Genomic DNA, 25,587 nt, shown 5'->3' on the forward strand with positions numbered 1-25,587 from the left:
CCGCATCGAGGCTCAGGCCTCGCGCAGGTGCGCCGTGATCAGCTCGCTGAAGCGTTCGGGTTGTTCGACGTTGCCGAGATGCGCCGCGCCGTCGACGACCTCGAGGAGGGCACCCGGCACGGCGTCGGCGATCACGCGGCCGTGCCCCTCGGGCGGAGTGGCCGGATCGTCCGCACCCGCGATGACGAGCGTCGGTACCGTGATCTTGGGCAGCCCGTCGAGCACGTCCATGCCGCCGATCGCGTTGCAGCAGGCGGCGTAGCCCGCGGCCGGTGTCGCGGCCGTCATGTGGTGGTACTCGCGCCGCTGCTGGGGGTGCGCGGCCAGCCAGTCCGCGGTGAACCACCGCTCGATGCTGGCGTCGGCGATCGCCGTCATGCCCTGCTCCCGCGCGGTCCGCGCGCGCTCGGCCCACGACTCGGGCGTGCCCATCTTCGGCGAGGTGCAGCACAGCACGAGGCTGCGCAGGCGTTCCGGGGCGTGGATGCCGAGCCACATCCCCGTCATGCCACCGAGCGACAAGCCGACGAAGTGCGCGCGATCGACACCGAGCTCGTCGAGCAGTTCGACGACGTCACCGCCGAGGTCGGCGAGTGTCGTCTCCCCCTCCGGCACCGGGGTGCGCCCGTGTCCGCGGTGGTCGTAGCGCACCACCCGGTAACCGGCGTCGACGAGCGCCGGGACCTGCGCGTCCCACATCGTGAGATTGGAGCCGATCGAGCCGGACAGCACGACGACCTCGCCGTCACGCGGTCCCTCCACGACGTTGTGCACCCGCATGCGTTCTCCTCGTCCGCGTCTCGCGTGTTCGTCCCACGTGGCCGGCTCCGGGTGGCCGGCCGCTCGTGTCGACGCCGGGCTCAGGCCTCGAGCACGACCGCCAGGCCCTGGCCGACGCCGATACAGATCGCGGCCAGACCGTACCCGCCACCGCGGCGGGTCAACTCGTGGGCGAGCGCACCGAGAATGCGCCCGCCCGAGGCGCCGAGCGGATGCCCGATGGCGATCGCCCCTCCGTTGACGTTGACGATCGCGGGGTCGAGCTCGGGCCAGTCGGCCAGGCACGCGAGGGACTGCGCCGCGAACGCCTCGTTCAGTTCGACCGCGGCCAGGTCCGACCATCCGATCCCGGCGCGGCGCAGCGCGATCTCGGCCGCCTGCACCGGGCCGATGCCGAACACGTCGGGATCGACGCCTGCTGCGCCGCGGCCCGCGATCCGCGCCAACGGGGTGGCCCCGATGCGGTCGGCGCCCGCGCGGTCGCCGAGGAGCACGGCGGAGGCTCCGTCGTTGAGCGGCGAGGCGTTGCCCGCCGTGATCGTGCCCTCCTGCCGGAACGCCGGCTTCAACCGCGCGAGATTGTCCACTGTGGAGTCTCCGCGGATCCCCTCGTCGCGGGCGAGTTCGCTACCGGGAACGGGCACCACGTGCGTGTCGTAGAAACCCTCGTCCCAGGCCCTGGCCGCCTTCGTGTGACTCGCGGCGGCGAACTCGTCCTGCGCCTGCCGGGTGATCCCGTACTTCTCGGCGAGCCGTTCGGTCGACTCGCCCAACGAGATCGTCCACTGCTCCGGCATCCTCGGGTTCACCAGGCGCCAGCCGAGAGTGGTCGAATGCAGTGTCTGGTTCCCCGCGGGGAAGGGCTTCTCCGTCTTCGGCAACACCCACGGCGCCCTGCTCATCGATTCGACGCCGCCGGCCACCACGAGGGAGGCGTCCCCGGTCGCGATGGTGCGGCTCGCCTGCATGGCGGCGTCCAAACCGGACCCGCAGAGACGGTTGACGGTGGAGCCGGGAACCGACGTCGGCCAGTCGGCGAGCAGGGTCGCCATGCGAGCGACGTTGCGGTTGTCCTCACCGGCCTGGTTGGCGGCACCGAGCACGACCTCGTCGACCGCGGCCGGATCGAGGTCCGAACGGTCCCGCAGCACGGTCAGGACGTGGGCGGCCAGATCGTCGGGCCGCACGCCCGCCAGCCCACCGGAGTACTTGCCGAACGGCGTGCGCACGGCGTCGAGCACGAAGACGTCGGTCACGAGGATGCTTCCTTCAGAGTGCGCAATGTGGACAGTTCTTCCGGCGTCGGCGCCGCGGTGCGGCCCACGTCGGGGGCCACCTTCAGGTCCCAGCCGGTCGCCGCCCGCACGTCGTCGACCTCGACGCCGGGGTGCAGCTGCGTCAGCACGAGCTCGGCCGTGTCCGGATCGGGCCGCAGGATGCCCAGGTCGGTGATCACGAGGGTCGGCCCCGCTCCCGGCAGCCCCCACCGCTGCCGGTCTCCCTTGCCGGACCCGTGCCCCACGGAGGTGACGAAGTCGACCTGCTCGACGAAACTTCGCGTGCTCTGCCGCACGACCACGAACACCTCGCCGCACGACGCGGCGATCTCCGGCGCACCGCCGGCACCCGGCAGGCGGACCTTCGGGTCGGCGTAGTCGTCACCGATGACGGTGGTGTTGATGTTGCCGAACCGGTCCAACTGCGCGGCACCGAGGAAACCGACGTCGATCCGCCCCGGCTGAAGCCAGTAGTTGAACACCTCGGGAACACTGATCACCGCGTCGGCCGTCTCGGCCAGCACACCGTCGCCGATCGACGAGGGCAGCACGTCCGGTTTGGACCCGAGCGTGCCGGACTCGTAGATGAGCACCAGATCGGGCGCGTGTGTCCGGCGCGCCACGTTGGCAGCCGTGGACGGAAGGCCGATGCCGACGAAGCAGCGCGTGCCGTTCTGCAGCGCCCTGGCGGCGGCGATGGACATCATCTCGTCGGCGGTCCACTCCCCCGCCGCGCTCGTCATGGACGTCGTCACTGCGGCACCTCCTTGTCAACCCCGGCCTTCTTGTCCACCCCGTCCTTGCCCGGCACGCCGGTGTTCCGCGCGCCCTTGTTCATGACCTCGTCGCGAACCCAGTTCCCGAACGCCTCACGGTCGCTGCCGATCGAGTCCCAGTACCGGTAGTAGGCGTTGTCGCGTTCGTAGTACCCCTGGGCGTACGAGGGATGCGCGCCGTGCGGCGCCTCGGCGACGGCTGTGACCGCCCAGCCGGGCAGGATCACCTGACCCGGCACCGGCTCCAGCTCGTCGACGACCTCCTCGACGGTGACCAGGCTGCGCTCGGCCGCGAGCACGGCCTCCTTCTGCACGCCGACCAGTCCCCACATCTGGACGTTGCCCTGCCGGTCGGCGCGTTGGGCGTGCACCACCGTGACGTCCGGGTTGATCGCGGGCACGGCGGCGAGTTCCTCACCGGTGAACGGGCAGGTGATCCACTTGATCGTGGAGGTGTGCTCGGGGAGATCGGTCCCGCGATATCCCCGCAGCACCGCGAACGGCAGACCGCTGGCGCCCGCGACGTAACGGTTCGCCATGCCCGCGTGGCTGTGTTCCTCGATCTCGAGCGGCACCGGCCAGGCGTGCTGCACGGCGTCCCGGAAACGGTGCAGCGACCCGACCCCCGGGTTGCCGCCCCACGAGAACACCAGTTTGCGCGCACAGCCCGCGCCGATGAGCTGGTCGTACACGATGTCCGGGGTCATCCGCACCAACGTGAGATCGCGCCGGCCCTGCCGGATGATCTCGTGTCCCGCGGCATGCGGGATCAGGTGCGTGAAACCTTCGAGTGCCACGACGTCGCCGTCGCGCACCAGCTCACCGATGCCGTCGGCGAGCGTCACGATGTCCGCCACGTTGCCACCTCGTTCGATTCGTGCGTATCGCGCACGTGTGTTCTGCATATGAACATACGACGGGTGGGGGCAGGCGTCAACACGACGGCGCCCCCGCCTCGACCGGGCGCGGGTGCGCGTGGCCGAGGCGGGGGCGCCGTTCGATTCCGCCGTCGGTGCGGATGTGGGTGTCGCCGTCGCTGCGGATCAGGCTCCGCCGGACGGCTTGTCCGAACGCTCCTGTCCCACATCGGCAGCCGTCTCCTCCGCGGCCGCGCTGTCCGAGGCCGCGCTGTCCGAGGCCGTAGTCTCCGACGTTGCGCTGTCGGCGCTCGCGTCGTGTGTGGCCGTGTCCTGTGTGGCCGTGTCGTCAGTGGCGGCCTCACCGGTGGCCGCCGCACCGTTCGCCGTCGGCATCGCCGCGGCGTCTGCGGACGCCTCGGTGTCCTTGCGCCCGCCGGCCTTGTCGCTCTCGGCCTCTCCCTCGTCGTCTCGCTCGTTGTCGCCCTCGTCGTCGCCCTCGTCGTCGTTGCTGCGGAGGGTCTCCGGCGCCTCACGCGGACCCTTCACGCGGGCCAGGACGAAGTAGACCACCGCACCGACGAACACCAGCGCCGACATCCACACGTTCACGCGCAGGCCCAGGATCTCGTTGGCCGGGTCGGTGCGCATGAGTTCGATCCAGAACCGGCCCGCCGTGTACCCGGCGACGTACAGCGCGAACACGCGACCGTGCCCCAGGCGCAGCCTGCGGTCCAGCCAGATGATCAGCAGGGCGACACCCAGGTTCCACAACAGCTCGTAGAGGAACGTCGGATGCACGATCTCGACCGGGACGTCGTTGAGGGCCACGCCGTTCAGCGGGTCCTCCATGCCCGGGTTGTCCTGGGACACGCGGCGGTAGATCTCCAGTCCCCACGGCAGGTCGGTGGGACCGCCGTAGAGTTCCTGGTTGAAGTAGTTGCCGAGCCGCCCGATCGCCTGGGCGATCACGATGCCCGGAGCGACCGCGTCGGCCAGCGCGGGCAGGGGGACACCCTTGCGGCGGCAGGCGATCCACGCACCGACCGCGCCGAGCGCGATCGCACCCCAGATGCCGAGGCCACCCTCCCAGATGTACAGCGCCCGGACGGGATCGCGGCCCTCGCCGAAGTACAGCTGGTGATCGGTGATGACGTGGTAGATGCGGCCACCGATGAGACCCATCGGCGCGGCCCACACCGCCACGTCGATGACCGTGCCCTTGCTGCCACCCCTGGCCTGCCACCGGCGTTCGCCGAGCCAGATGGCGACGACGATGCCCAGAATGATGCAGAGCGCGTACGCCCGCAGCGACAACGGACCGACGTCCCAGACTCCCCGGTCGGGACTGGGAATGGTGGCGAGGAAGGCAGACGAGGCGGTACTCACAGGGTCACCGTAACGTGACCGACCTCGCCCGGCTCGGGCGCGTCAGGTGCGCGGGCGGCGCACCCCGTCGGCGAGTTCCTCGGTGAGCGCGGTGAGTGCCGCGCGGCTCTCCCCGGCCTTGGTCACCAGCGCGGAACCGACGATGACCGCGTCGGCGAATCCGGCCACCTCCGCGGCCTGGTCACCGGAGCGCACGCCGAGTCCGACGCCCACGGGCAGGTCCGTGTACTGGCGCGTGCGCTGGACGAGACCGTGCGCGGCCTCGCCGACGGTCTCCCGTGCGCCGGTGACGCCCATGACCGCCGTGGCGTAGACGAATCCCGTCGCGGCCTTCGCCGTCAACGCGAGCCGTTCGTCGGACGAGGACGGTGCGACCAGGTAGATCCGGTCGAGACCGTGCCGCTCGGACGCCTCACCCCAGTCCGTGCCCGCGTCGGGCGTGAGGTCGGGGGTGATGAGCCCGAGCCCACCGGCGGCGGCGAGGTCACGGGCGAACGCGTCGACGCCGTAGTGGAACACCGGGTTCCAGTACGTCATCACCACGGCCTTGCCACCGCGCTCGGCCACCGACTCGACGACCTCGAACAGGTGCTTGAGCCGGAATCCGGCGCGCAGCGCGGTGTCGGCGGCCGCCTGGATCGTCGGCCCGTCCATCACGGGGTCGGAGTACGGGAAGCCGACCTCCACGAGATCCGCACCCGCGTCCACCGTGGCGGCCAGCAGGTCCTTCGACTCCTCGACCGTCGGATAGCCCGCGGGCAGATAGCCGATGAGCGCACCGCGACCCTCGGCGCGCGTCTGTGCGAACAGGTCGTCGATGCGGCTCACACGTCCTCCACGAGGTTGAAGTACCGAGCCGCCGTGTCGACGTCCTTGTCGCCGCGCCCGGACAGGCTCACGACGATGAGGCCGTCCGGCCCGAGTTCCCGGCCGAGGCGCAGTGCGCCCGCGAGGGCGTGGGAGGACTCGACCGCGGGGATGATGCCCTCGGTCTTTGACAGCAGCTGGAAGGCGTCCATCGCCTCGGCGTCGGTCACGGCGCGGTACTCGGCGCGGCCGATGTCCTTGAGGTACGAGTGCTCCGGTCCCACTCCCGGATAGTCCAGACCCGCCGAGATCGAGTACGCCTCGATCGTCTGGCCGTCCTCGTCCTGCAGCAGGTACGACAGCGCGCCGTGCAACGTTCCCGGCGTGCCCTGGGACAGCGTGGCACCGTGCTCGCCGCTCTCGAGGCCCTTGCCACCGGGTTCCAGTCCGACCAGGCGCACGTCCGGATCGTCGAGGAAGCCGTGGAAGATGCCGATGGCGTTCGACCCGCCACCGACGCAGGCGGCGACGGCGTCGGGCAGCCTGCCCGCCTGTTCGAGGATCTGCCTGCGCGCCTCCTCGCCGATCACCTTGTGGAAGTTGCGCACCATCACGGGGAACGGGTGGGCGCCCGCGGCCGTGCCCAGCAGGTAGTGCGTGGTGTCGACGTTGGTGACCCAGTCGCGCAGCGCCTCGTTGATGGCGTCCTTCAGCGTCCGCGATCCGGTGCCGACGGGGATCACCTCGGCGCCCAGCAGGCGCATGCGGGCGACGTTGAGCGCCTGCCGTTCGGTGTCCACCTCGCCCATGTACACGACGCAGTCGAGATCGAGCAGCGCGCAGGCGGTCGCCGTGGCGACGCCGTGCTGACCGGCGCCCGTCTCGGCGATCACGCGCTTCTTGCCCATCCGCTTGGTGAGCAGCGCCTGACCGAGCACGTTGTTGATCTTGTGGGAACCGGTGTGGTTCAGGTCCTCACGCTTGAGGAAGATGCGCGCGCCACCGGCGTGCTCGGCGAACCGCGGGGCCTCGGTGAGCAACGAGGGCCTGCCCGCGTAGCCCGTGAGCAGGCGGTCGAACTCGGCGACGAACTCGGGGTCCTGCTGCGCCTTCTCGTACTCGGCGGCCAGCTCGTCGAGCGCGCCCATCAGCGCCTCGGGCAGGAACCGGCCACCGTAGGGGCCGAAGTGGCCACGCGCGTCCGGTCCGTGTCCGGTCACGCCGTCGGTCGGGGTCTCACTCACTCGGTCGGTTCTCCTCAGCGGCTGGGCCGCGGGCAGGCCGGGTGCGACCCGGCGGTGACGAGCTGGACGAGCGCGGCCTTGGGGTCCTCCGTGGAGACCAGGCCCTCGCCGACGAGCACGGCGTCCGCACCGTGACCGGCGTAGGCCATGAGGTCACCGGGGCCGCGCACACCCGACTCGGCGATCTTGAACGTCTCCATCGGCAGGCCGGGCGCCAGCCGCGCGAACACGTCGCGGTCGACCTCGAGGGTGTGCAGGTCACGGGCGTTGATGCCGATGACCGACGCACCGGCCTCGAGCGCGCGGTCGCACTCCTCGGCGTTGTGCACCTCGACCAGTGCCGTCATGCCGAGCGACTCGACCCGGTCGAGCAGCGCGACGAGCGCGTTCTGCTCGAGCGCCGCCACGATGAGCAGCACCATGTCCGCGCCGTGCAGGCGCGCCTCGTGCACCTGGTACGGGCTGACGATGAAGTCCTTGCGCAGGATCGGGATGTCCACGGCCGCCCGCACGGCCGCGAGGTCCTCGAGCGAACCGCCGAAGCGGCGCTGCTCGGTGAGCACGCTGATGACCCGCGCGCCCGCGTCCTCGTAGTCCTTGGCCAGTGCCGCCGGATCGTGGATGGCGGCCAGGTCGCCCTTCGACGGGCTCTTCCGCTTGACCTCGGCGATGACGCCGATGCCCGACTCCTGCAGCGAGCCCATCACGTCCCGCGGAGCGGGCGCGTCGGCCGCACGCTTCTTCAACTCGTCGAACGGCAGCGCCGACTCACGCTCGGCGAGGTCGGTTCGCACGCCCGCGACGATGTCCTCGAGAACGCTCACCGGATGACCTCACCGGGTGTCGGGACCGTTGATTCACTCGCAAGGTGGCTCACAAAAACCTTCCCCTTCCCGCTCAACCGATGCTAACCCGCAGGCTCGTCCAGACCGGGCGCGGGTCGGGAAATGCGTTGCCCACCAGTGATTTCACCGCCGGCCCGCTCGCGGCGGCAGACTCCGTTCGGCTCAGCCGTCCCCGCCGTTCGGCCGGGAACCGCGGCGTTCCGGGCCGGCTGCACGTTCGGTGTTCTCCGTCGGGTCACTGCCCTCCGAGAGGGCGTCCCAGAGCTCGGTGTCGGGATCGCGGGTGGTGCGCCGCGTGCCCGGCGCGGTGTATTTCGCGCCCATGCGGGCCATCCGGTGCCCCTTGGCGACGAGGAGCGCTCCGGCGCACGCGACGAGCACCCCGCCCGCCACGGCCGCCGCGGGCCCCCAGACCGTGCGTTCGGGCCTGCCCGAGGCCCCCTCGTAACCGGGCGCCCAGCCGGTCCATTCGACCTCGCCGACGTCCCCGCCGAGCGCCAGATAGGCCGTCCACACGCCCGCCACGACCAGCAGGCCGCCCAGGATCCTGCGGGCCATGCCGCGGGAGGCCAACGTCGCCGCCACGGCCGCGAGCGCGAGCAGCGCGATCGGCACCGGCCACTGCACGAGGTCGGAGCCGGTGAGGTCCTCGACCATCCGGCCCTCGACCGTGAGCCCACGCGGCACCTCGATCCACACCAGGCCCGACGCGCCCCACAGCGCGCCCGCCCCGAGCAGCAGTGCGACGACGGCGATCCAGAGCGCACGCCTGCCGGCACTCTCCGCACCGCCCCGCTCGGGGCGCTGCCCGGCCCCGGACGACCCGGACGCCCCGGCAGGCACCGACGGCTCGGTGGCCGGCACGGCACGGCCGGAGCCGTCGGAGCGGTCGGAGGCGGGCACGTCGGACTCGGACACGTCAGGCCCCGTCGTCGAGCGAGAGTGCATCGGTCGCCGAGCGCATCGTTCCGGCCGCCGCGACCGCCGACAACACGGTCCGCGCCTTGTTCAGCGCCTCGTTGTCCTCGTACTCGGCCTCCGAGTCCGCGACGACGCCACCACCGGCCTGCACGTGGGCCACCCCGTCCTTCACGAGCGCCGTGCGGATGGCGATGGCCGTGTCCGCGTCGCCCGCGAAGTCCAGGTAGCCCACCACACCGCCGTAGAGTGCGCGCCGCGTCGGCTCGAGCTCCTCGATCAGTTCCATCGCCCGCACCTTGGGCGCACCGGACAACGTGCCCGCGGGGAAACACGCGGTGACGGCGTCGAAGGCCGTCTTGTCGTCGGCCAGTTCCCCGGTCACCGTCGAGACGATGTGCATCACGTGGCTGTAGCGCTCGATCGAGAAGAAGTCGACGACCTGCACCGAGCCCGGCTTGCACACCTTGCCGAGGTCGTTGCGGCCGAGGTCGACCAGCATCAGGTGCTCGGCACGTTCCTTCTCGTCCGCGAGCAGCCCCTTCGCGAGCTGGGCGTCCTCCTCGGCGTCGGCACCACGCCACCGCGTGCCCGCGATCGGATGCGTCGTCGCCTTGCCGTCGCGGACGGTCACGAGCGACTCGGGGCTCGACCCGACGATGTCGAAACCGCCGCACCGCAGCAGGTACATGTACGGGCTCGGGTTGGACGTGCGCAGCACGCGGTAGATGTCCAGCGCATCGGCGCCGGTGCGCATCTCGAACCGCTGCGAAGGGACGATCTGGAACGCCTCACCGGCGTGCACGGCCTCGCGTGCCGCCTCGACGGCCGCGTGGAAGTCCGCCTTCGTGCGCCTGCGGTCGAACTCCGGGGCGGGGCGGTCGAACACGGCGTTCGTGGCCGGTGCGGGCGCGGCCAGCCGCGCCGTCATCTCGTCGAGCCTGCGCACGGCGTCGTCGTAGGCGGCACCGACCCGTTCGGGGCTGTCGTCCCAGTTCACCGCGTTGGCGATGAGCGTGACCGTGCCCTCGTGGTGGTCGAACGCAGCCAGGTCGGTGGCCAGGAGCATCGTCAGCTCCGGGATGTCGATGTCCTTCTCGGCGATCTCCGGCAGCCGTTCGAGCCAGCGCACCGCGTCGTAGCCGATGTAGCCGACCATGCCTCCCGTTAGCGGCGGCATCCCGGGCAGTGGCTCGGTGTGCAGCATCTGCAGGGTCTCCCGCAGGACCGTCAACGGGTCACCCTCGGTCGGCAGGCCCGCCACCGGCGTGCCCGTCCACACGGCCTTGCCGTCGCGCACCGTCAGCGCCGAGGGACTGTGCACCCCGATGAACGACCATCGCGACCACGACCCGCCGTTCTCCGCCGACTCGAGCAGGAACGTGCCGGGGCGGTCCTCGGCGAGCTTGCGGTACAGGGCGACGGGCGTGTCGGCGTCGGCGAGCACCCGGCGCACGACCGGGATGACGCGACGGTCCTCGGCGAGCGCGCGGAACTCCTCGGACGACGGCGTCACGGCGCCCAGGCCGACACGTGCGGCCTCGACGGAATGGGCAGCGACCATGCCCTCATTGTGCCGCCGGGCCGTTACGGGGCGGCGGTGGGATCTCTACGGGGCGGCGGTGGGATCTCTACAGGGCGGCGGTGGGATCTTTACCGGGCGGCGGTGCCGGTGACGGTGCCGCTGACGGCGGCGGTGACGGCACGGGTGATGGCGACGGGTGATCATGACGGGGTGCGATGATGACGGGGTGAGCACCGCGCCACGCAGTACTGCCCACGAACCGGCCACTGCCCACGAACCGGCCTCGGACGAACCGGCTGCGCAGGCCCCCCAGGAGGACGGCCCACGACGACAGGGCCGGCGGGGCCGCAGGCCGGCCGGGGAGGACACCCGCACCGCCCTGCTCGAGGCGGCCAGGGCCGAGTTCGGCGAGAACGGCTACGACGGTGCCACCGTGCGCGCGATCGCCGCACGGGCAGGCGTCGACGCCGCCATGGTCAACCACTGGTTCGGCGGCAAGGAACAGCTGTTCGCCAAGGCGGTCCTCGACGTGCCCTTCGACGTGGACGAGGTCGTCGGCGCCGTGACGGCACGCGGCGCGGAGCACGTCGGCGACAGCATCGTCCGCACCTTCCTCGACCGCTGGGACGGCGTCGGCGGCGAACGCTTCACCGCCCTCATCCGCAGCGTCACGACCCGACCCGAAGCCATGCGCGTACTGCGGACCGTCCTCGTCAATCGGATCTTCGCCGGCGTCGCGAGCGCCCTCGAGGTCGACCGCGGCGACCTGCGCGCCTCGCTGTGCGCCACCCAGCTCATCGGCCTCGGCATGGCCCGCTACGTCGCCGAACTCGAACCCGTGCACTCCGCCGACATCGACACGCTCGCCGCCGCCGTCGCGCCGACACTCCAGCGCTACCTCACCGGAGACATCGACGCCCCGTGACCCGGGCCGCGCACCGGCTCGGGACCCGGGAACTCAGGAATTCAGCCGTCGGGCAGCAACACGTCCGAGTCGAAGCACGTCCGCGTTCCCGTGTGGCAGGCAGGGCCCGTCTGGTCCACCCGCAGCAACACCGTGTCGGCATCGCAGTCCAGCCGCACCTCGCGCACGTGTTGCGTGTGGCCCGACGTGGCCCCCTTGACCCACAGCTGCTGCCTGCTCCGCGAGAAGTAGGTCGCCTGCCGGGTCGCCAACGTGTGGGCCAGCGCCTCGTCGTTCATCCACGCCACCATCAGCACGTCCGAGGTGCCGTGATCCACCACCACCGCACACAGCAGCCCGTCGGCGTTGCGCTTCAACCGCCCCGCGAGCTCCGGATCGAGCACAGCGGCACCCGTTGCTCCGGCTCCGCCATCCTCGCTCATCGGACCTCCACGTTCCCGGCTCGCAGGGCCTTCTTCACATCCCCGATCGTGAACTCCCCGAAGTGGAAGACACTGGCGGCCAGCACCGCATCGGCACCGACCTCCACCGCGGGCAGGAAGTGCTCGATCGCGCCGGCACCGCCGCTGGCGATCACCGGCACCCGCACCGCCTTGCGCACCAGCCGCAGCAGTTCGAGATCGAAGCCGGCCTTCGTCCCGTCGGCGTCCATGGAGTTGAGCAGGATCTCCCCCACACCGAGTTCCTCACCGCGGGCGGCCCACTCGACGGCGTCGATGCCCGTCCCCGTGCGCCCGCCGTGCGTGGTGACCTCGAAACCCGACGCGGTCGGCTCGCCACCGTCCGGCACACGGCGGGCGTCGACCGACAACACGACGCACTGGGCGCCGAACCGCTCCGAGGCCTCCCTGAGCAGTTCGGGCCGGGCGATCGCCGCGGTGTTGATGCTGACCTTGTCCGCGCCCGCGCGCAGCAGCCGGTCGACGTCCTCGGTGCTGCGCACCCCGCCACCGACCGTCAGGGGGATGAAGACCTGCTCCGCCGTGCGCCGCACGACGTCGTAGGTCGTCTCGCGGTCGCCGGAGGATGCCGTCACGTCGAGGAACGTCAGTTCGTCGGCACCCGCGGCGTCGTAGGCGCGAGCCAGTTCGACCGGATCACCCGCGTCCCGCAGGTCGACGAAGTTGACACCCTTGACCACGCGACCCGCGTCGACGTCCAGACACGGAATCACCCTCACAGCAACCGACATGCTCCCCAGACTAGATCCCCGGACGCAGCGGCCACGCGAAGGACGGTCTCCTGGACCGGGTGGCTGCGCGGCACGCGCCGGGCCCGGAGGTGGTGACGAAACAGACCGGCGGCGCGATATCCGACCAGGGGCAACAAAAACCTTACACCGAAAAGATCTCGACGCACCGACGTCGCCGAGCCGGCCGATCGGCACCTCCGTAGAATCCCAGAATTGTGACGACATACGGATCAATGGTCACGACACAACCGGCCGAAAAGCCCGGAACCGCCACTTCTGCGGACAATTCGGAAGCTCCCGAATCGGACGCGACCCGGCGGCGCGTGTCGTGGCGGACGAGGGTTCCCGCGATCGCGTCGGTTCTCGCCGGCACCGCCCTGATCGGTGCCCACGGCGCGTACTACACGTACTGGATCGTCGACGACGCGGCCATCTCGTTCTCGTACGCGCGCAGCTTCGCCGAAGGGCTCGGCCCGGTGGTGCAGGCCGGCGGCGAGCGGGTCGAAGGCTTCTCCAACGTCACGTGGACGTTGCTGCTGGCCCTGGGCAAGCTCGTGGGGCTGTTCGACAACGGCACGATCTTCGGCATCCCGGATTACGCGCTGTTCCCCAAGGTTCTGGCACTGGTGCTGTGCGCGGGCATCCTCACCGCGTGTCACCTCGCACTGGCGAAGGTGCTCGCCCGCCCATGGCTGGGCACGCTCGCGGTCGGCGCGTTGCTCGCGATGACCCCGTCGTTCGTGATCTGGGTCGTGTCCGGTTTGGAGAACGCGCTGTACGGGCTCATCATCACGAGCCTGGCGGTCCTGACCTTCCGAGCCGTACTGGACTCCTCGGTGCTGCGCAGCAGGGTGGCGATCACCGCCGGCGTGCTCGCGGCCCTCGCGGCGCTCACCCGCCCGGAGGGTTTGATCTACGGAGGGGTTTACCCGATCGTCGTACTGGGAATGCTTCGCCGTTCCTCCGGCAGGGCCGCGGTCGTCACCAGTCTGCGGCACATTCTGATATCGGTCGCCGCGTTCGCCGTGCCGGTCGGTGCGTATTTCACGTGGCGGCGGATCACGTTCGGAGAATGGTTGTCGGCACCGTCGATCGCAAAATCACAGGGTCTTCCCTACCCCGCCGACCTCGGGAAGACGGGTCAGATCGTCGGTTACGCGGGCGCCCCGGCGATCCTGCTGGTGGCGCTGTTGACGGGCATCGTGCTGGCGCGGCCCACCTGGTGGCGGGCGGGCCTGTTCACGCTGCTCGTCCCGCTGGGCCTGGCACTCACCGCGTTCACGGTCCTCGAGGACGACTGGATGGGCCACCTCCGGTTCGCCACACCCATCTGGACGCTCGGCGCACTGCTCACCGTGCTCGTCACCGCCGAGGCGTTCCGCAGGCTGCGCACCCGCGGCCGGGCCGTCACCGTCGTCGCGATCGTGGGTGCGCTGTTCGCGAGCGGTTCGTCGTTCGCCGTGGCCGCCTACGACTTCCACCGGGCGCCCACGCTGTCGGCCTGTCACGTGGCCGACCGCTACGGGCGCACGTTCAACGCCTACGCCGACATTCTCGGACTCGAACGGGCGTCGCTGTTCATGCCCGACCTGGGCGGCTCGTCGATGACCAGCCGCCTGCGGATCGTCGACATGGCGGGGCTCACCGACATCCGCATGGCCCACATGATCCACGACGACGACTACGACGGGATCCGCGACTACGTCTTCGCCGAGACCAAGCCCACGTTCATCCACACCCGGCTCCCGTGGCGCAGTCTCAGCAACGACGCGCGACTGGAACGCGACTACTACCGGATCTTCGCGCTGCCGGGCAGCCCGTGGCCGGACGGCGACTGGGTGCGGAAGGACGCGGTGCCGAACCGGGAGGCGTTGCAGCGTCTGCGGGCCTATGCCGACCGCATCACCACGGAGCTGATCGACTATCCCGACGCGCCGCGCCGCGCGTGTGGCGACACGATGCAGGTCGGGTCGACCCCGGGGCCGGGCTACGCTGTGCGGCCATGACCGAGCTGGAGCGACTCGCCGCCGAGAAGTACGTCCTGTTGACGACCTTCCGCCGGTCCGGCACCCCGGTGCCGACCCCGGTCTGGGTCGCGGAGTCCGGCGGCGAGCTCGTGGTGTTCAGCGAGCGGAACGCGGGCAAGGTCAAGCGGATCCGCGCCGACGGCCGGGTCGAGGTCACCGCGTGCGATGTGCGCGGCAGGCGGACCCACGGCGCGACGGTGCGCGGCACGGCGCGGATCCTCGACGAGGAGGGAAGCCGTCGCGTACGCGCCGCGATCGGCCGCAAGTACGGCCTCGCCGGCCGCCTGGTGCTGCTGGGAAGCCGGCTGCGTGGCGGCGAGCGGCGCACGGTCGGCATCGCCGTCACGCCCGCCGGCTAGGTCGCACGGGTCGGTCGCACGAGTAGGCAGCACTCCGGCTCCGGAGGAGGCGGGTCAGGCCTCGGAGACCGCCTGCAACGCCTCGGGCAGCGTGAACGCACGGGCGTACAGGGCCTTGCCCACGATCGCACCCTCGACGCCGTCGCACTCGAGCGTCGCCAGCGCCCGCAGATCATCCACAGTGGACACGCCGCCGGAGGCGATGATCGCCGCGTCGGTGCGTGCGGTGACCTCACGCAGCAGGTCGAGGTTCGGGCCCTTGAGGGTGCCGTCCTTGCTGACGTCGGTGACGACGTAGCGCTGCGCCCCGTCGTTGTCGAGCCGCTCCATGACCTCCCAGAGGTCACCGCCGTCCTGCGTCCAGCCGCGCGCGGCCAGCCGGTAGCCGTCCTCGCCGATCCGCACGTCGAGACCGATCGCGACGCGGTCGCCGTACTCGGAGACGACCTTGGCACACCAGTCCGGCGATTCGAGTGCCGCGGTGCCCAGGTTCACCCGCCGGGCACCGGTCGCCAGCGCCGCGGCGAGCGACTCGTCGTCCCGGATGCCGCCGGACAGCTCGACCGCCACGTCGAGCTTGCCCACCACGTCAGCCAGCAACTCGCGGTTGGAACCCTTGCCGAACGCGGCGTCGAGGTCCACCAGATGCACCCACTCCGCGCCGTCGCGCTGCCAGTTCAGCGCGGCCTCGAGCGGGGAACCGTACGACGTCTCGGTGCCGGCCTCGCCCTGCACGAGACGCACGGCCTGGCCATCGGCCACATCAACAGCGGGAAGGAGTGTCAGCGTCACGGTTGCCAACTCTAAGACCCGGCTGCGCCGAACGGGCTACAGGGGCGAGTCAGAGTGTGCCGAGCCAGTTGCGCAGCAGCTGCGCGCCCGCGTCGCCGGACTTCTCGGGGTGGAACTGCGTCGCGCACAGCGCGCCGTTCTCGACCGCCGCGACGAAGTCCTCACCGTGGTGGGCCCACGTCACGAGCGGCTGCTGACCGTCCAGCTCAGAGCGCATGCTCCAGTCGCGCGCCGCGTAGGAGTGCACGAAGTAGAAGCGCTCCTCCGGGTCGAGGCCGGCGAACAGGCGCGAGCCCTCGGGCGCGCGGACCGTGTTCCAGCCCATGTGCGGCAGGATGTCGGCGTGGAGTCGCTCGACCGTGCCGGGCCACTCCCCGGTGCCCTCGGATTCGACGCCGTGCTCGACGCCTCGTTCGAACAGGATCTGCATGCCTACGCAGATACCCAGCACCGGCCTCCCGCCGGCGAGGCGCTTGCCGATGATCCGGTCGCCCTGCACCGACCGCAGGCCCTCGGCGCACGCGCCGAACGCGCCCACCCCGGGGACGACGAGTCCGTCGGCCTCCACCGCGGCATGCGGATCGGCGGTCACCTCGACGTCGGCGCCCGCGCGCTGCACGGCGCGCTCGGCGCTGCGGAGGTTGCCGGATCCGTAGTCCAGAATCACAACTGAAGGCACGTTTCCAGGTTAACCCCTGCGGCCCGCCGAGAGCGCCACCGGCAGCAGCACCAGCGACCACGCCGCGAGCAGGCCGAACGCCACGGCGTAGGTGGTTCCGGACACGACCGCGCCCACGGCGACGGCCCCGAGTCCCTGCCCCGCGTCGAAGGCCACGTTCCACGAGATGCTCGCCCTCCCCGCGGACGTGCGGCGGAACATGGCGACCAGCGATTCGTTCTGCACAGCGCCGAATCCGATGCCGAACACCACCATCGACACGACGACGAGCCACGCCGGACCGGCCTCACCGAAGCAGGCGTAGCCGGCGAGGCCCACGCCCACGAGCGCGAGCGCAGGCGTGAGCAGGCGGCCCGCCGAGCGCGCCCCGATGCGGCCCGCCGCCCACCGGGAGACCGTCGTCGCCAACGGCATGAGCAGCAGCGCGATCGACGACTCCGGGGTCAGGAGCACGATCGGGGTGAAGGTCGCCAGCGCGCCGAGTCCGGTCGACGCGGCGAGCATCGGCAGCCACGGCTTCCACGTGACCTTCGCCGCCGTCAGCAGACCTCCGCGGCGTTCGGGGCCGGTCGTCGGATGCGCGGGTGGAAGCAGCAGCGCGGGCACCGTGGCCACGGCCGGCAGTGCCGTGGCGAGTACGAACACCGCGACGAATCCCCAGTGCTCGGCGAGCCACGGACCGGCGGGCAGTCCGATCAGCTGCGGAACACCCGTCGCCAGTCCGTAGATGCCCGATCCACGGGGCACGGCCGCCGGTGGCAGGAGTTCGGCGATCAGCGCGCTCCCGCACACGGTGAGCAGGCCGAAGCCGACACCACGGAGCAGCGAGACGGTCAGGATGCCCGGCGACGAGGTCCACACGATCAGCAGCGGCGTCGGCGCACCCAGGAACGCGATGCCCAACAGGATCGCGATGCGGTAGCCGTAGCGCTGCACCAGCAGCCCCGTGCCGAGCTGCGTGACGACGGTGCTGGCCATGAACACGCCCGTGGCCGCGCCGGCGGCGAAGGTGCCCGCTCCCCTGCTCACGGCCCACAGCGGCACGACCGGCATGAGCAGCGAGTAGCCGCACAGCGCGACCGCGGTGGCGGCCAGGGACAGCCGGAAGGGGCCGTGGCGCCACGGCGACTCGTCACGGTGCACCGTCCTCGGCGCGCTGGCAGACATGCCGACAGTTCTAGTACGTGCGTACAGGTCGTGTCAGCACCCGGCGGTGAGACCCTGCGCACCGCGCGGGCGGCGCGCGGCCCACGCGGTCAGCTCGTCCGCCGTCATCGTGTTGACGATCCGCTCGACCGGCACCTCGCACTCCTGCGCCCGTACGCAGCCGAACGGCTGCCACGCCAACTGCCCAGGGGCGTGGGCGTCGGTGTCGATCGCGAACCGGCAGCCGATCTCGCGGGCCCTGCGCAACAGCCGGCGCGGCGGGTCGAGCCGTTCCGGACGGGCGTTGATCTCGACCGCGACGTCGTGGTCGCGGCACGCGGCGAACACGGCCTCCGCGTCGAACGCCGACTCGGGCCTGCCGCGGCCGGTCACGAGCCGGCCGGTGCAGTGGCCGAGGATGTTGACCCGCGGATTCGCCACGGCCGTGAGCATCCGCTCCGTCATCTCCGCCGCGGGCATCCGCAGCTTCGAATGGACGCTGGCCACGACCACGTCGAGCCGTTCCAGCAGCTCCGGATCCTGGTCCAGGGAACCGTCGTCATGGATGTCGACCTCGATGCCGGTGAGGATCCGCAGCGGTCCGGCCCCCTCACCCGCGTCGTCCTGACCCGCCGGCTCCTCGCCCGCCAGCCACTCGTTGAGCTCGGCGACCACGTCCAGTTGCCTCCGGAGCCGGTCGGCCGACAGGCCGCGGGCGACGGTCAGCCGCGGCGAGTGGTCGGTGAGCACGAGGTACTCGTGTCCGAGTGCGCGCGCGGCCTCGGCCATCTCCTCGATCGAACTGCCTCCGTCCGACCAGTCCGAGTGCGTGTGACAGTCGCCGCGCAGTGCCGCACGCAGCGGACCACCGTCGGGGATGCCGGGAGCGCCGCGCGACTCCAGGTCCGTGAGATAGGCGGGCTCCCTGCCCGCCGCGGCGTCGGCGATGACCGAGGCCGTCGTCTTGCCGATACCGGACAGCTGCGTCAGCGTGCCCTCCTCGAGTCGCCGGGCAAGCTCACCGTCGGGAAGGTCGGCGACCACCGCGGCGGCGTTGCGAAACGCCCGCACGCGATACCCCGGCTCCCCCGATCGCTCCAGGTGCAGCGCGATCTGCCGGAGCACGTTCACAGGATCCATCGCTCACCTCGGCACTCGGACGAGTCGTTCCCGTCCACGATTTACCCGGCGACATACCCGACCGCATACCCGAGGACGTACACCCGCGCGAGGTTCACCCGATGTGGCCGTCGAGGATGCTTGAATCTGGAATTACTACGATCCGGTGACGCCAGCGTAGCGGTCCGAACGCGATCCGGAACGCCGCGCGAACGGCGCCGCGCGTGGCCGGTCCGTACACGCGCTGTGAAGTCCGCGTCAGCCATCCGGCCCAGTCGGCCCTACGACGGGAGCAACGCCCAGCCAACACCCACAGCCTGCGAAAACGCCCCGGCGCCCGCTTGCGGGGGTCGCGTACGCGGGTGGTGTGCGCGGGCCGTATCTTGGCCCGGTAGTCGGGGTCCGTTAACGCAACACACAGGGCGCGGAGGGGTTGTCTTGCCGCAGGAACCTCGGTGGCCGGAGCCTTCGGAATCTCAGCCGGACGAGTGGCCCGAGTCCCACACCGAACAGACCGACATTCTGCCTGCGGTGCCACCGAGCACCGGCGACAGCGCAGGAGACACGGGAAACACTCCCGGGGACAGCACCCCCGCCGAGGACGCCGCGGAGACCACCCAGCACATCCCCGAGGCCACCGGGGCCGCTGCGACCGGACCCGCGGAATCCGGGGAGTCCACGACGGCGCGGTCCGCGGACACTCCGGAACCTGCGACCACCGGGGAAACTGCGCCAACCGAGCACACCGCGCCAACCGCAGGCTCGGCGGCGGCGCCGTCCGACGCCGAGTCCACGCAGCAGATCGCCTGGCCCGAGACCGACACCGAGACGACCCAGTACCTCGCCGCGGGCAGCGCCCCGGCCGGGGAGAACGCTGCCGGACAGAGCGACCCCGGGCAGAGCGGCCCCGGGGACCCCTCCGCCAACGAGACCACCCAGTACATCCCGCCGGTGCCCACCGACGACTCCCCCGCACCCCACTACCTGACCGCCGCGCTGCCCGCCCAGGGCGCGACCGCCTACGCCGCCCCCACCTCTCACTCCGGCCATGGGGCGCACGGCACGGCAGGCGACGGATCCGGCGCCGACGGCACCCCGGACGGCCCGGACGACTCCGACGGCGGACGGCGGCTCGGCAGGGCACGCAAGCCGCTGCTCGTCGCCGCGGCCGTCGTCGGCGTGCTCGCGGTGGCCTACGTGGTCGACATCTTCGTCACCTCGGGTGACGTGCCGCGGGGCACGGTCGTGGCGGGGGTCGAGGTCGGCGGCATGAGCCGGAGCGCGGCCGAGGACACCCTCCGCTCGGAGCTCGAACCGCGCATGACCCAGCCCGTGCAGTACCGCGCGGGCGACGTCGACGGCGAGTTCGACCCGAACGAGGCCGGGCTGCGGCTGAACTGGAGCGAGACCCTCGACGAGGCGGGCGACCAGCCGCTCAACCCGTTCACGCGGATCAGCTCCTTCTTCACCGACCGCGAGGTCGACCCCGTCACCGACACCGAGCGCAACCAGCTCGGCAACGCACTCGTGGCGATGCAGGAGACCACCGACCACGAACCGGTGGAGGGTGGCATCGAGTTCGAGGGCGCCACGCCGAAGCCCGTCGACCCGAAGGACGGGCAGAAGCTCAACGTCGAGAAGGCCGAGGACATCATCGTCCGCAGCTGGGCCGACGGCAGGCGGCTGGCGCTGCCGGTGGACAAGACGCCGGTGTCGATCAGCAAGGACGACGTGCAGGCGATGCTCAAGGACGTGGCCGAGCCCGCGGTCTCGGCGCCCGTCGTCGTCCGCGGCGAGGGCGCCGACGGCACCCTCGAGCCCGAGGACATCGCCGCCGGGCTGAGCTTCGAGCCGAAGGACGGCAAGCTCACGCCCAGGATCGACCGGAAGAAGATGGCCGCAGGCGTCCAGGACGACCTGGCCGACACGGTGAAGAAGGGCCGCGACGCCGAGATCGTGTTCGAGGGCGGGGCGCCGAAGGTCGAGCCGTCCGAGGACGGCAAGCGGATCAAGTGGAAAGAGACCTTCGAGCCGCTGATGGACGTGCTCAAGAAGACCGACGAGCGCGAGATCAAGGCCCAGTACGAGAAGGAGCCCGCCGAGGTCACCACCGAGGACGCGGAGAACCTCGGCATCAAGGAGGTCATCGGCGAGTTCTCCACCGGTGACTTCGCCGCCGACTCCGGGGTGAACATCCGCCGGGTCGCCGAGGAGGTCAACGGCGCCATCATCAAGCCGGGCGACACGTTCAGCCTCAACCAGCACACCGGTCCGCGCACCGCGGCCCAGGGTTACGTCGAGGCGGGCATCATCGAGGACGGCGCGCCGGGCAAGGCGGTCGGCGGTGGCATCTCGCAGTTCGCGACGACGCTGTACAACGCCGCCTACTTCGCGGGCATGACCGACGCGGGCCACCAGGAGCACAGCTACTACATCAGCCGGTACCCGGAGGGCCGCGAAGCGACCGTGTACCAGACGGCCGACGGCGCGAGCGTGATCGATCTGGCCTTCACCAACGACCTGCCCAAGGGTGTGGCGATCCAGACCGAGTGGACCCCCAGCAGCATCACGATCAAGCTGTGGGGCACCAAGAAGTACGACGTGCAGTCCCGCACCGGCGAACGCACCAACATCGTCAAGCCGGAGACCAAGCGCGGACCTGCGGGCGACGAGTGCTCCCCCAGCGAGGGCGCTCCCGGGTTCACCGTCACCGACACCCGCGTCCTGCGGGACGTCGACTCCGGCGCGGTGAACGAGGAGACCCGCACCGTGCGCTACAACCCGCAGCCCAAGATCGTCTGCGGCGGCCGCGACAGATAGGACGCCGCCGGACACGGGCCGGAACGAGCGGGGCGGGCGAGTTCACCGAGTAACTCACCCGCCCCGCGTCCGGATGGGACGGTCAGCGCACCGTGAGGATGGAGCGCAGGTTGGCGACCTCGGACATGCGGCGTTCGGCGAGCCGGTCGGCCGCGGTCACCGGCGGCACACCCTCCTCGTCGGCGAGCGCGAACACGGCCTTGGCGGTGTCGTACAGCGACGTCGCCTTGAGCCGGGCGCGGTCCGGGTCGTAGCCGCGCAGCTCGTCGCTGACCTGGATGGTGCCGCCCGCGTTCACCAGGTAGTCGGGCGCGAACAGGATTCCGCGGTCCTGTAGGAGTTTCTCGACCCCGGCGTGGGCGAGCTGGTTGTTGGCCGCACCGCACACCACCTTCGCCCGCAGCAGGCCGGCCGTGTCGTCGTCGAGCACCCCGCCGAGCGCGCACGGCGCGAAGACGTCCACATCGGACGCGATGAGCGTGGCGGTGTCGTCGACCACCTCGACCGACGGATGCACGGCACGTACCCGGTCGACGGCGCGCTCGTCCACGTCGGTGATCACGATCTCGGCACCGGCCTCGGCGAGGTGGCCGACGAGCAGCCTGCCGACCTTGCCGACGCCTTCGACGCCGACGCGCCTGCCCTTCAGGTCCGGGGTGCCCCACGTGTGCTCGGCGCTCGCCCGCATGCCCTGGTACACGCCGAAGGCGGTGAGCTCGGAGGAGTCGCCCGCGCCGCCCTCCTCGCGGGACCGTCCCGTGGCGAAGGAGGTCTCCCTGGCGACGACGTCCATGTCGGCGACGTAGGTCCCGACGTCGCAGGCGGTGATGTAGCGGCCGCCGAGCGACTGGACGAAACGCCCGTAGGCACGGAGCAACGCCTCGGTCTTGTGGGTCGCCGGGTCGCCGATGATGACGGCCTTGCCGCCGCCGAGGTCGAGGCCGGCGAGTGCGTTCTTGTAGGCCATGCCCTTCGACAGGGCCAGCACGTCGTCCAGCGCGGCGTTCTCGTCGGAGTAGGGGTAGAAGCGGGTGCCGCCGAGGGCCGGTCCCAGCGCGGTCGAGTACACCGCGATGATGGCCTTCAGACCGGTGGCACGGTCATGACAGTAGACGACCTGTTCGTGGCCGCTCTCGCGGCCGAATACACCGTCGGTCACGGTTGGTGACTCCTTTGTCGTTCCTCCCGGCGCACCTGTGGGCACGCCCGGGCTGGCGGTTGCCACGGCGACGTCCGCGGGGTTACCGCAGCCCACGCCGCTCATGGTCAAGATAGACCCGCACGCACCTCGGGGGAAGCGACGTCGGTCCCGAGCTCGGCGGCCGCCCCGGCTCCCCCGGCGACCGCAGGCCGGGCGTCCGCGACCTGCCGAGTGCGCTCGGGCGCGGCGACGGTGACGGTGCCAAGTGCCGAGGAGACGGCGGCCTCGGCGAGCGCGGCCAGTGCCCGCCGGTCGGTGGCACGGCCGGGCGCGATCTCCGGGCACACCGTGAGTTCGAGGACCAGGCCCCGCAGTGCCACGACACGCCGCAGCGAGGCGATGAGCGATTCGGGACCGATGAAGGCGGGCCGGGTGGTCTCCCGACCGCCGGAGAGGTAGCGCACGGCCACCGGGCGTACGGGCACGCCCGCGTCGATGGCCGCCTGGAACGTCGCGGGCCGGAACCGTCCGGACGCCGTGCCGCACCACGTGGTGCCCTCGGGGTTGACGGTGACGAGTGAACCGGAGCGCAGCGCCTCGGCGAGCCGTTCCACGGTGGCGGGCAATGTGGACAGTCGTTCGCGGTCGAGGAAGACGGTGCCCGCACGGGACACGAGCGTGCCGAGCACCGGCCAGCTCGCGATCTCGCGTTTCGCGAGCGCGCGCATGGGGCGCACCGCGTTGAGCCCCATGATGTCGGCGAAGGAGATGTGGTTGCTGACGACGAGTGCGCCGCGGCCGCTGCCGTCGAGTTCACCGTGGACGACGAGCCGTACGCCCAGCGCGCGCAGCAGTGCGCGGAACACCGTGCGCACGACGCGATCGCGACCGGGTACCAGCGCGAGGACGGGCACGAGCAGCAACGCCGCGACGACGATGACCGCCGCGCCGGCCAGGCGCAGCACCCGCCGAGGCCACGACACCGTGGTCTCGGCCGGCGTGAGGCAGCCCTCGCCGCACGGCGACACCGGCATCCACGCGTGGCTCATGAGCCGATCCCGAGGAAGAACTTGAGGTAGCGCGCGTCGACCTGCTGCAGGTCGAGCAGGACGAAGAAGTCGGCGACGCCGAAATCCGGGTCGTGCGCGGGCGCGCCGCACACCCGCGCACCCAGGCGGACGTACCCGCGCAGCAGCGGCGGAAGCACCGGACGGGACGGCCGGGCCACCGTGTCGCTCGGCCACGGGTGGCGCGGGCTCACGCGGTGCTCCTCGCCCGCGAAGTGCTTGCCGCGCACGATGTCCCACACGCCCGCGGCCTGCGCCCCGCCGTCGGCGAGCGGCACGGAGGCACATCCGGCGAGGTAGCGGTGCCCGGACAGCAGCATGTAACGGGCGATGCCTGCCCAGACGAGGCTCACGACCGCGCCGGTGCGATGGCGGGCGTCCACACAGGACCGTCCCGTCTCGACGAGCGAACCTCGCAGTGGGTCGAGGTTGTCGAGGTGGAACTCGGTGTCGGAGTAGAGCCCGCCCGCCTGGAGTGCCCGGTCCGGCGGCAGCATGCGGTAGGTACCGACGATCTCGTCGGTCACGTCGTCGATGACGACGAGGTGGTCGCAGTACTCGTCGTAGTGGTCGATGTCGAGGCCGTCGGCGCCGGGTTCGAGCTGGGCGCCCATCTCCTCGGCGAACACCCGGTGCCGCAGCCGCTGGGCGGCGAGCACCTCGTCCTGCCCGGAGGCGACCCGCAACGAGTAGCGCGCCGCGTCACCGTCGGTCCGGTCCGTGCTGAGCAGTAGCTGTGACCGCGTCATGACAGGGATGCTCGCGCCGGCAGGCAAACCGCGACCGACATCGACCGTGGCCGACGGCTGCACACCCGGTGAACAGCCCGTTCACACGTTCCTCACACACCTGACCGCGACCATCCGGACACGGCGACGGCCGCCTCCCCTGGCGGGAAGGCGGCCGTCGTTGAGCGTTCGGGAGGACGGGCGTCCTCAGCCCTTGCGCTTGGCGACCTCGTCGGTCAGCTGCGGGGCGACGTCGAACAGGTCACCCACGACACCGAAGTCGGCGATCTCGAAGATCGGGGCCTCGGGGTCCTTGTTGACGGCGACGATGGTCTTCGACGTCTGCATGCCGGCGCGGTGCTGGATCGCACCGGAGATGCCCAGTGCGACGTACAGCTGCGGCGACACCGTCTTACCGGTCTGGCCGACCTGGAACTGCGCCGGGTAGTAGCCGGAGTCGACGGCGGCACGCGAGGCACCGACGGCGGCACCGAGCGAGTCGGCCAGCTTCTCGACGACCTCGAACTTGTCCGCCGAGCCCACACCGCGGCCACCGGAGACGACGATCGACGCCTCCGTCAGCTCCGGCCGGTCGCCGCCGACGACCGGCTCCACTCCGGTCACCTTGGCGGCCTTGGCGGCGTCCACCGCGGGCAGGTCCACGGTCTCCTCGGCGGCGGCACCGTCGGCCTGCTCGGCCTCGACGGCACCCGGGCGCACCGACACGACCGGCGTGCCCTTGGCGGCCTTCGACTTGACGGAGAAGGCGCCACCGAAGATGGACTGGTCGACCGAGCCGTCGCCGTTCACGCCGACGGCGTCGACGAGCACGGCACCGCCGAGGCGGATGGCGACGCGGCCGGCGATCTCCTTGCCCTCGGCCGTGGCCGACACCAGCACGGCGGCGGGCGAGGCCTGCCCGGCCACGGTGGCGAGCGCGTCGACCTTGGGGGTCACGAGGTAGCCGGTGGCGTCGTCGGACTCGGCGACGTACACCTTCGCCGCGCCGTAGGAGGCCAGCGAGTCCTTCACCTTGCCTGCCGTGCCGGGCGCACCGACGACGACCGCGGACGGTTCACCCAGCGCGCGAGCGGCGGTGAGCAGCTCGAACGTGGACTTCTTGACCTCACCGTCGACCTGGTCGACGAGCACGAGTACTTCAGCCATGGTTCGT

At 71.3% G+C, this 25,587-nt stretch carries 24 protein-coding genes; 4 read left to right on the plus strand and 20 right to left on the minus strand.

Annotation, left to right across the window (positions count from 1 at the left end; translation table 11 throughout):
* Window positions 1-12 precede the first annotated feature (12 nt).
* The 10 genes from pcaD to IF64_RS0105420 all read right to left on the minus strand — a co-directional run bounded on the left by pcaD (window position 13) and on the right by IF64_RS0105420 (window position 10,457).
* A complete protein-coding gene (gene pcaD / locus IF64_RS0105375) occupies window positions 13-780 on the minus strand; it encodes a 3-oxoadipate enol-lactonase (RefSeq protein WP_030530888.1) in 768 nt (255 codons plus the stop codon).
* Window positions 781-860: 80 nt separating this feature from the next.
* A complete protein-coding gene (locus tag IF64_RS0105380; RefSeq protein ID WP_030530889.1) occupies window positions 861-2,036 on the minus strand; it encodes a thiolase family protein in 1,176 nt (391 codons plus the stop codon).
* Entirely contained in the window at window positions 2,033-2,800 is a 768-nt protein-coding gene (locus IF64_RS0105385) for a CoA-transferase subunit beta (RefSeq protein ID WP_030530890.1), read from the minus strand. Before IF64_RS0105385 ends, IF64_RS0105380 begins: the two co-directional genes overlap by 4 nt.
* 8 nt (window positions 2,801-2,808) lie before the next feature.
* The gene (locus tag IF64_RS0105390) at window positions 2,809-3,690 is read right to left on the minus strand and encodes a CoA transferase subunit A (RefSeq protein ID WP_048808101.1); all 882 of its coding nucleotides are present in this window, start codon (window positions 3,688-3,690) and stop codon (window positions 2,809-2,811) included.
* A 186-nt stretch (window positions 3,691-3,876) separates the two neighbouring features.
* Complete coding sequence (lgt, locus tag IF64_RS25200; RefSeq protein ID WP_051757495.1) at window positions 3,877-5,079, minus strand: prolipoprotein diacylglyceryl transferase; 1,203 nt, start codon at window positions 5,077-5,079, stop codon at window positions 3,877-3,879.
* A 42-nt stretch (window positions 5,080-5,121) separates the two neighbouring features.
* On the minus strand, window positions 5,122-5,907 hold the full coding sequence (gene trpA / locus IF64_RS0105400) for a tryptophan synthase subunit alpha (RefSeq protein ID WP_030530893.1): 786 nt from the start codon (window positions 5,905-5,907) through the stop codon (window positions 5,122-5,124).
* On the minus strand, window positions 5,904-7,130 hold the full coding sequence (gene trpB / locus IF64_RS0105405) for a tryptophan synthase subunit beta (RefSeq protein ID WP_030530894.1): 1,227 nt from the start codon (window positions 7,128-7,130) through the stop codon (window positions 5,904-5,906). Before trpB ends, trpA begins: the two co-directional genes overlap by 4 nt.
* Before the next feature lie 14 nt (window positions 7,131-7,144).
* Window positions 7,145-7,954 carry an indole-3-glycerol phosphate synthase TrpC gene (trpC, locus tag IF64_RS0105410; RefSeq protein ID WP_030530895.1) on the minus strand — a complete coding sequence of 270 codons (810 nt, stop codon included), beginning with the start codon at window positions 7,952-7,954 and terminating at the stop codon, window positions 7,145-7,147.
* 183 nt (window positions 7,955-8,137) lie between these two features.
* Window positions 8,138-8,893 carry a Trp biosynthesis-associated membrane protein gene (locus IF64_RS0105415; protein ID WP_246134736.1) on the minus strand — a complete coding sequence of 252 codons (756 nt, stop codon included), beginning with the start codon at window positions 8,891-8,893 and terminating at the stop codon, window positions 8,138-8,140.
* Between the two features lies 1 nt (window position 8,894).
* On the minus strand, window positions 8,895-10,457 hold the full coding sequence (locus IF64_RS0105420; protein ID WP_030530897.1) for an anthranilate synthase component I: 1,563 nt from the start codon (window positions 10,455-10,457) through the stop codon (window positions 8,895-8,897).
* A gap of 340 nt (window positions 10,458-10,797) precedes the next feature.
* Between IF64_RS0105420 and IF64_RS0105425 the strand changes: the two genes are divergently transcribed.
* A complete protein-coding gene (locus IF64_RS0105425; protein WP_036875841.1) occupies window positions 10,798-11,343 on the plus strand; it encodes a TetR/AcrR family transcriptional regulator in 546 nt (181 codons plus the stop codon).
* Window positions 11,344-11,384: 41 nt separating this feature from the next.
* On the opposite strand, the gene hisI is transcribed toward IF64_RS0105425, so the two are convergent.
* Window positions 11,385-11,765: a phosphoribosyl-AMP cyclohydrolase gene (gene hisI, locus IF64_RS0105430; protein ID WP_051757496.1), complete on the minus strand. Its 381-nt coding sequence runs from the start codon at window positions 11,763-11,765 to the stop codon at window positions 11,385-11,387.
* The gene (hisF, locus tag IF64_RS0105435) at window positions 11,762-12,535 is read right to left on the minus strand and encodes an imidazole glycerol phosphate synthase subunit HisF (RefSeq protein ID WP_030530900.1); all 774 of its coding nucleotides are present in this window, start codon (window positions 12,533-12,535) and stop codon (window positions 11,762-11,764) included. The genes hisI and hisF overlap by 4 nt, the downstream gene beginning before the upstream one ends.
* Before the next feature lie 323 nt (window positions 12,536-12,858).
* On the opposite strand from hisF, the gene IF64_RS0105440 reads away from it, so the two are divergent.
* Window positions 12,859-14,541 carry a hypothetical protein gene (locus tag IF64_RS0105440; RefSeq protein ID WP_145600388.1) on the plus strand — a complete coding sequence of 561 codons (1,683 nt, stop codon included), beginning with the start codon at window positions 12,859-12,861 and terminating at the stop codon, window positions 14,539-14,541.
* On the plus strand, window positions 14,538-14,921 hold the full coding sequence (locus IF64_RS0105445; RefSeq protein WP_030530902.1) for a PPOX class F420-dependent oxidoreductase: 384 nt from the start codon (window positions 14,538-14,540) through the stop codon (window positions 14,919-14,921). Before IF64_RS0105440 ends, IF64_RS0105445 begins: the two co-directional genes overlap by 4 nt.
* Window positions 14,922-14,975: 54 nt before the next feature.
* Here the strand turns inward: IF64_RS0105445 and priA are convergent, their stop codons facing one another.
* The 4 genes from priA to IF64_RS0105465 are packed head-to-tail and all read right to left on the minus strand — an operon-like array spanning window position 14,976 to window position 18,678.
* Window positions 14,976-15,713 carry a bifunctional 1-(5-phosphoribosyl)-5-((5-phosphoribosylamino)methylideneamino)imidazole-4-carboxamide isomerase/phosphoribosylanthranilate isomerase PriA gene (gene priA / locus IF64_RS0105450; RefSeq protein ID WP_030530903.1) on the minus strand — a complete coding sequence of 246 codons (738 nt, stop codon included), beginning with the start codon at window positions 15,711-15,713 and terminating at the stop codon, window positions 14,976-14,978.
* A gap of 49 nt (window positions 15,714-15,762) precedes the next feature.
* Window positions 15,763-16,392 carry an imidazole glycerol phosphate synthase subunit HisH gene (gene hisH / locus IF64_RS0105455; RefSeq protein ID WP_036875809.1) on the minus strand — a complete coding sequence of 210 codons (630 nt, stop codon included), beginning with the start codon at window positions 16,390-16,392 and terminating at the stop codon, window positions 15,763-15,765.
* Window positions 16,393-16,401: 9 nt separating this feature from the next.
* Window positions 16,402-17,559 carry an MFS transporter gene (locus tag IF64_RS0105460; RefSeq protein ID WP_051757497.1) on the minus strand — a complete coding sequence of 386 codons (1,158 nt, stop codon included), beginning with the start codon at window positions 17,557-17,559 and terminating at the stop codon, window positions 16,402-16,404.
* Between the two features lie 33 nt (window positions 17,560-17,592).
* Window positions 17,593-18,678, minus strand: coding sequence for a PHP domain-containing protein (locus tag IF64_RS0105465; RefSeq protein WP_051757498.1), 1,086 nt, complete (start codon window positions 18,676-18,678; stop codon window positions 17,593-17,595).
* Between the two features lie 780 nt (window positions 18,679-19,458).
* On the opposite strand from IF64_RS0105465, the gene IF64_RS25205 reads away from it, so the two are divergent.
* The gene (locus IF64_RS25205) at window positions 19,459-21,477 is read left to right on the plus strand and encodes a VanW family protein (protein WP_084705701.1); all 2,019 of its coding nucleotides are present in this window, start codon (window positions 19,459-19,461) and stop codon (window positions 21,475-21,477) included.
* An 82-nt stretch (window positions 21,478-21,559) separates the two neighbouring features.
* Here IF64_RS25205 and IF64_RS0105475 read toward each other — a convergent pair whose 3' ends face one another.
* The 4 genes from IF64_RS0105475 to IF64_RS0105490 all read right to left on the minus strand — a co-directional run bounded on the left by IF64_RS0105475 (window position 21,560) and on the right by IF64_RS0105490 (window position 25,580).
* On the minus strand, window positions 21,560-22,636 hold the full coding sequence (locus IF64_RS0105475) for a Glu/Leu/Phe/Val dehydrogenase dimerization domain-containing protein (protein WP_030530908.1): 1,077 nt from the start codon (window positions 22,634-22,636) through the stop codon (window positions 21,560-21,562).
* 107 nt (window positions 22,637-22,743) lie between these two features.
* Window positions 22,744-23,667 carry a lysophospholipid acyltransferase family protein gene (locus tag IF64_RS0105480; protein WP_084705675.1) on the minus strand — a complete coding sequence of 308 codons (924 nt, stop codon included), beginning with the start codon at window positions 23,665-23,667 and terminating at the stop codon, window positions 22,744-22,746.
* Complete coding sequence (locus IF64_RS0105485; protein WP_030530910.1) at window positions 23,664-24,434, minus strand: GNAT family N-acetyltransferase; 771 nt, start codon at window positions 24,432-24,434, stop codon at window positions 23,664-23,666. The genes IF64_RS0105480 and IF64_RS0105485 overlap by 4 nt, the downstream gene beginning before the upstream one ends.
* 186 nt (window positions 24,435-24,620) lie before the next feature.
* The gene (locus IF64_RS0105490; protein ID WP_030530911.1) at window positions 24,621-25,580 is read right to left on the minus strand and encodes an electron transfer flavoprotein subunit alpha/FixB family protein; all 960 of its coding nucleotides are present in this window, start codon (window positions 25,578-25,580) and stop codon (window positions 24,621-24,623) included.
* Between the last annotated feature and the right edge of the window lie 7 nt (window positions 25,581-25,587).

It is taken from the genome of Prauserella rugosa, assembly GCF_000719975.1.
GTDB classification, from domain to species: Bacteria; Actinomycetota; Actinomycetes; order Mycobacteriales; family Pseudonocardiaceae; genus Prauserella; species Prauserella rugosa.

What these genes read in the sequence shown, in the direction of transcription:
- IF64_RS0105460 (WP_051757497.1), bottom strand. Translation starts at nt 17,559, where the DNA reads ATGTCTGCCAGCGCGCCGAGGACGGTGCACCGTGACGAGTCGCCGTGG.
- hisI (WP_051757496.1), bottom strand. Translation starts at nt 11,765, where the DNA reads ATGAGCGAGGATGGCGGAGCCGGAGCAACGGGTGCCGCTGTGCTCGAT.
- IF64_RS0105445 (WP_030530902.1), top strand. Translation starts at nt 14,538, where the DNA reads ATGACCGAGCTGGAGCGACTCGCCGCCGAGAAGTACGTCCTGTTGACG.
- IF64_RS0105385 (WP_030530890.1), bottom strand. Translation starts at nt 2,800, where the DNA reads ATGACGAGCGCGGCGGGGGAGTGGACCGCCGACGAGATGATGTCCATC.
- IF64_RS0105465 (WP_051757498.1), bottom strand. Translation starts at nt 18,678, where the DNA reads ATGGATCCTGTGAACGTGCTCCGGCAGATCGCGCTGCACCTGGAGCGA.
- IF64_RS0105490 (WP_030530911.1), bottom strand. Translation starts at nt 25,580, where the DNA reads ATGGCTGAAGTACTCGTGCTCGTCGACCAGGTCGACGGTGAGGTCAAG.
- pcaD (WP_030530888.1), bottom strand. Translation starts at nt 780, where the DNA reads ATGCGGGTGCACAACGTCGTGGAGGGACCGCGTGACGGCGAGGTCGTC.
- IF64_RS0105485 (WP_030530910.1), bottom strand. Translation starts at nt 24,434, where the DNA reads ATGACGCGGTCACAGCTACTGCTCAGCACGGACCGGACCGACGGTGAC.
- IF64_RS0105480 (WP_084705675.1), bottom strand. Translation starts at nt 23,667, where the DNA reads ATGAGCCACGCGTGGATGCCGGTGTCGCCGTGCGGCGAGGGCTGCCTC.
- hisF (WP_030530900.1), bottom strand. Translation starts at nt 12,535, where the DNA reads ATGTCGGTTGCTGTGAGGGTGATTCCGTGTCTGGACGTCGACGCGGGT.
- IF64_RS0105420 (WP_030530897.1), bottom strand. Translation starts at nt 10,457, where the DNA reads ATGGTCGCTGCCCATTCCGTCGAGGCCGCACGTGTCGGCCTGGGCGCC.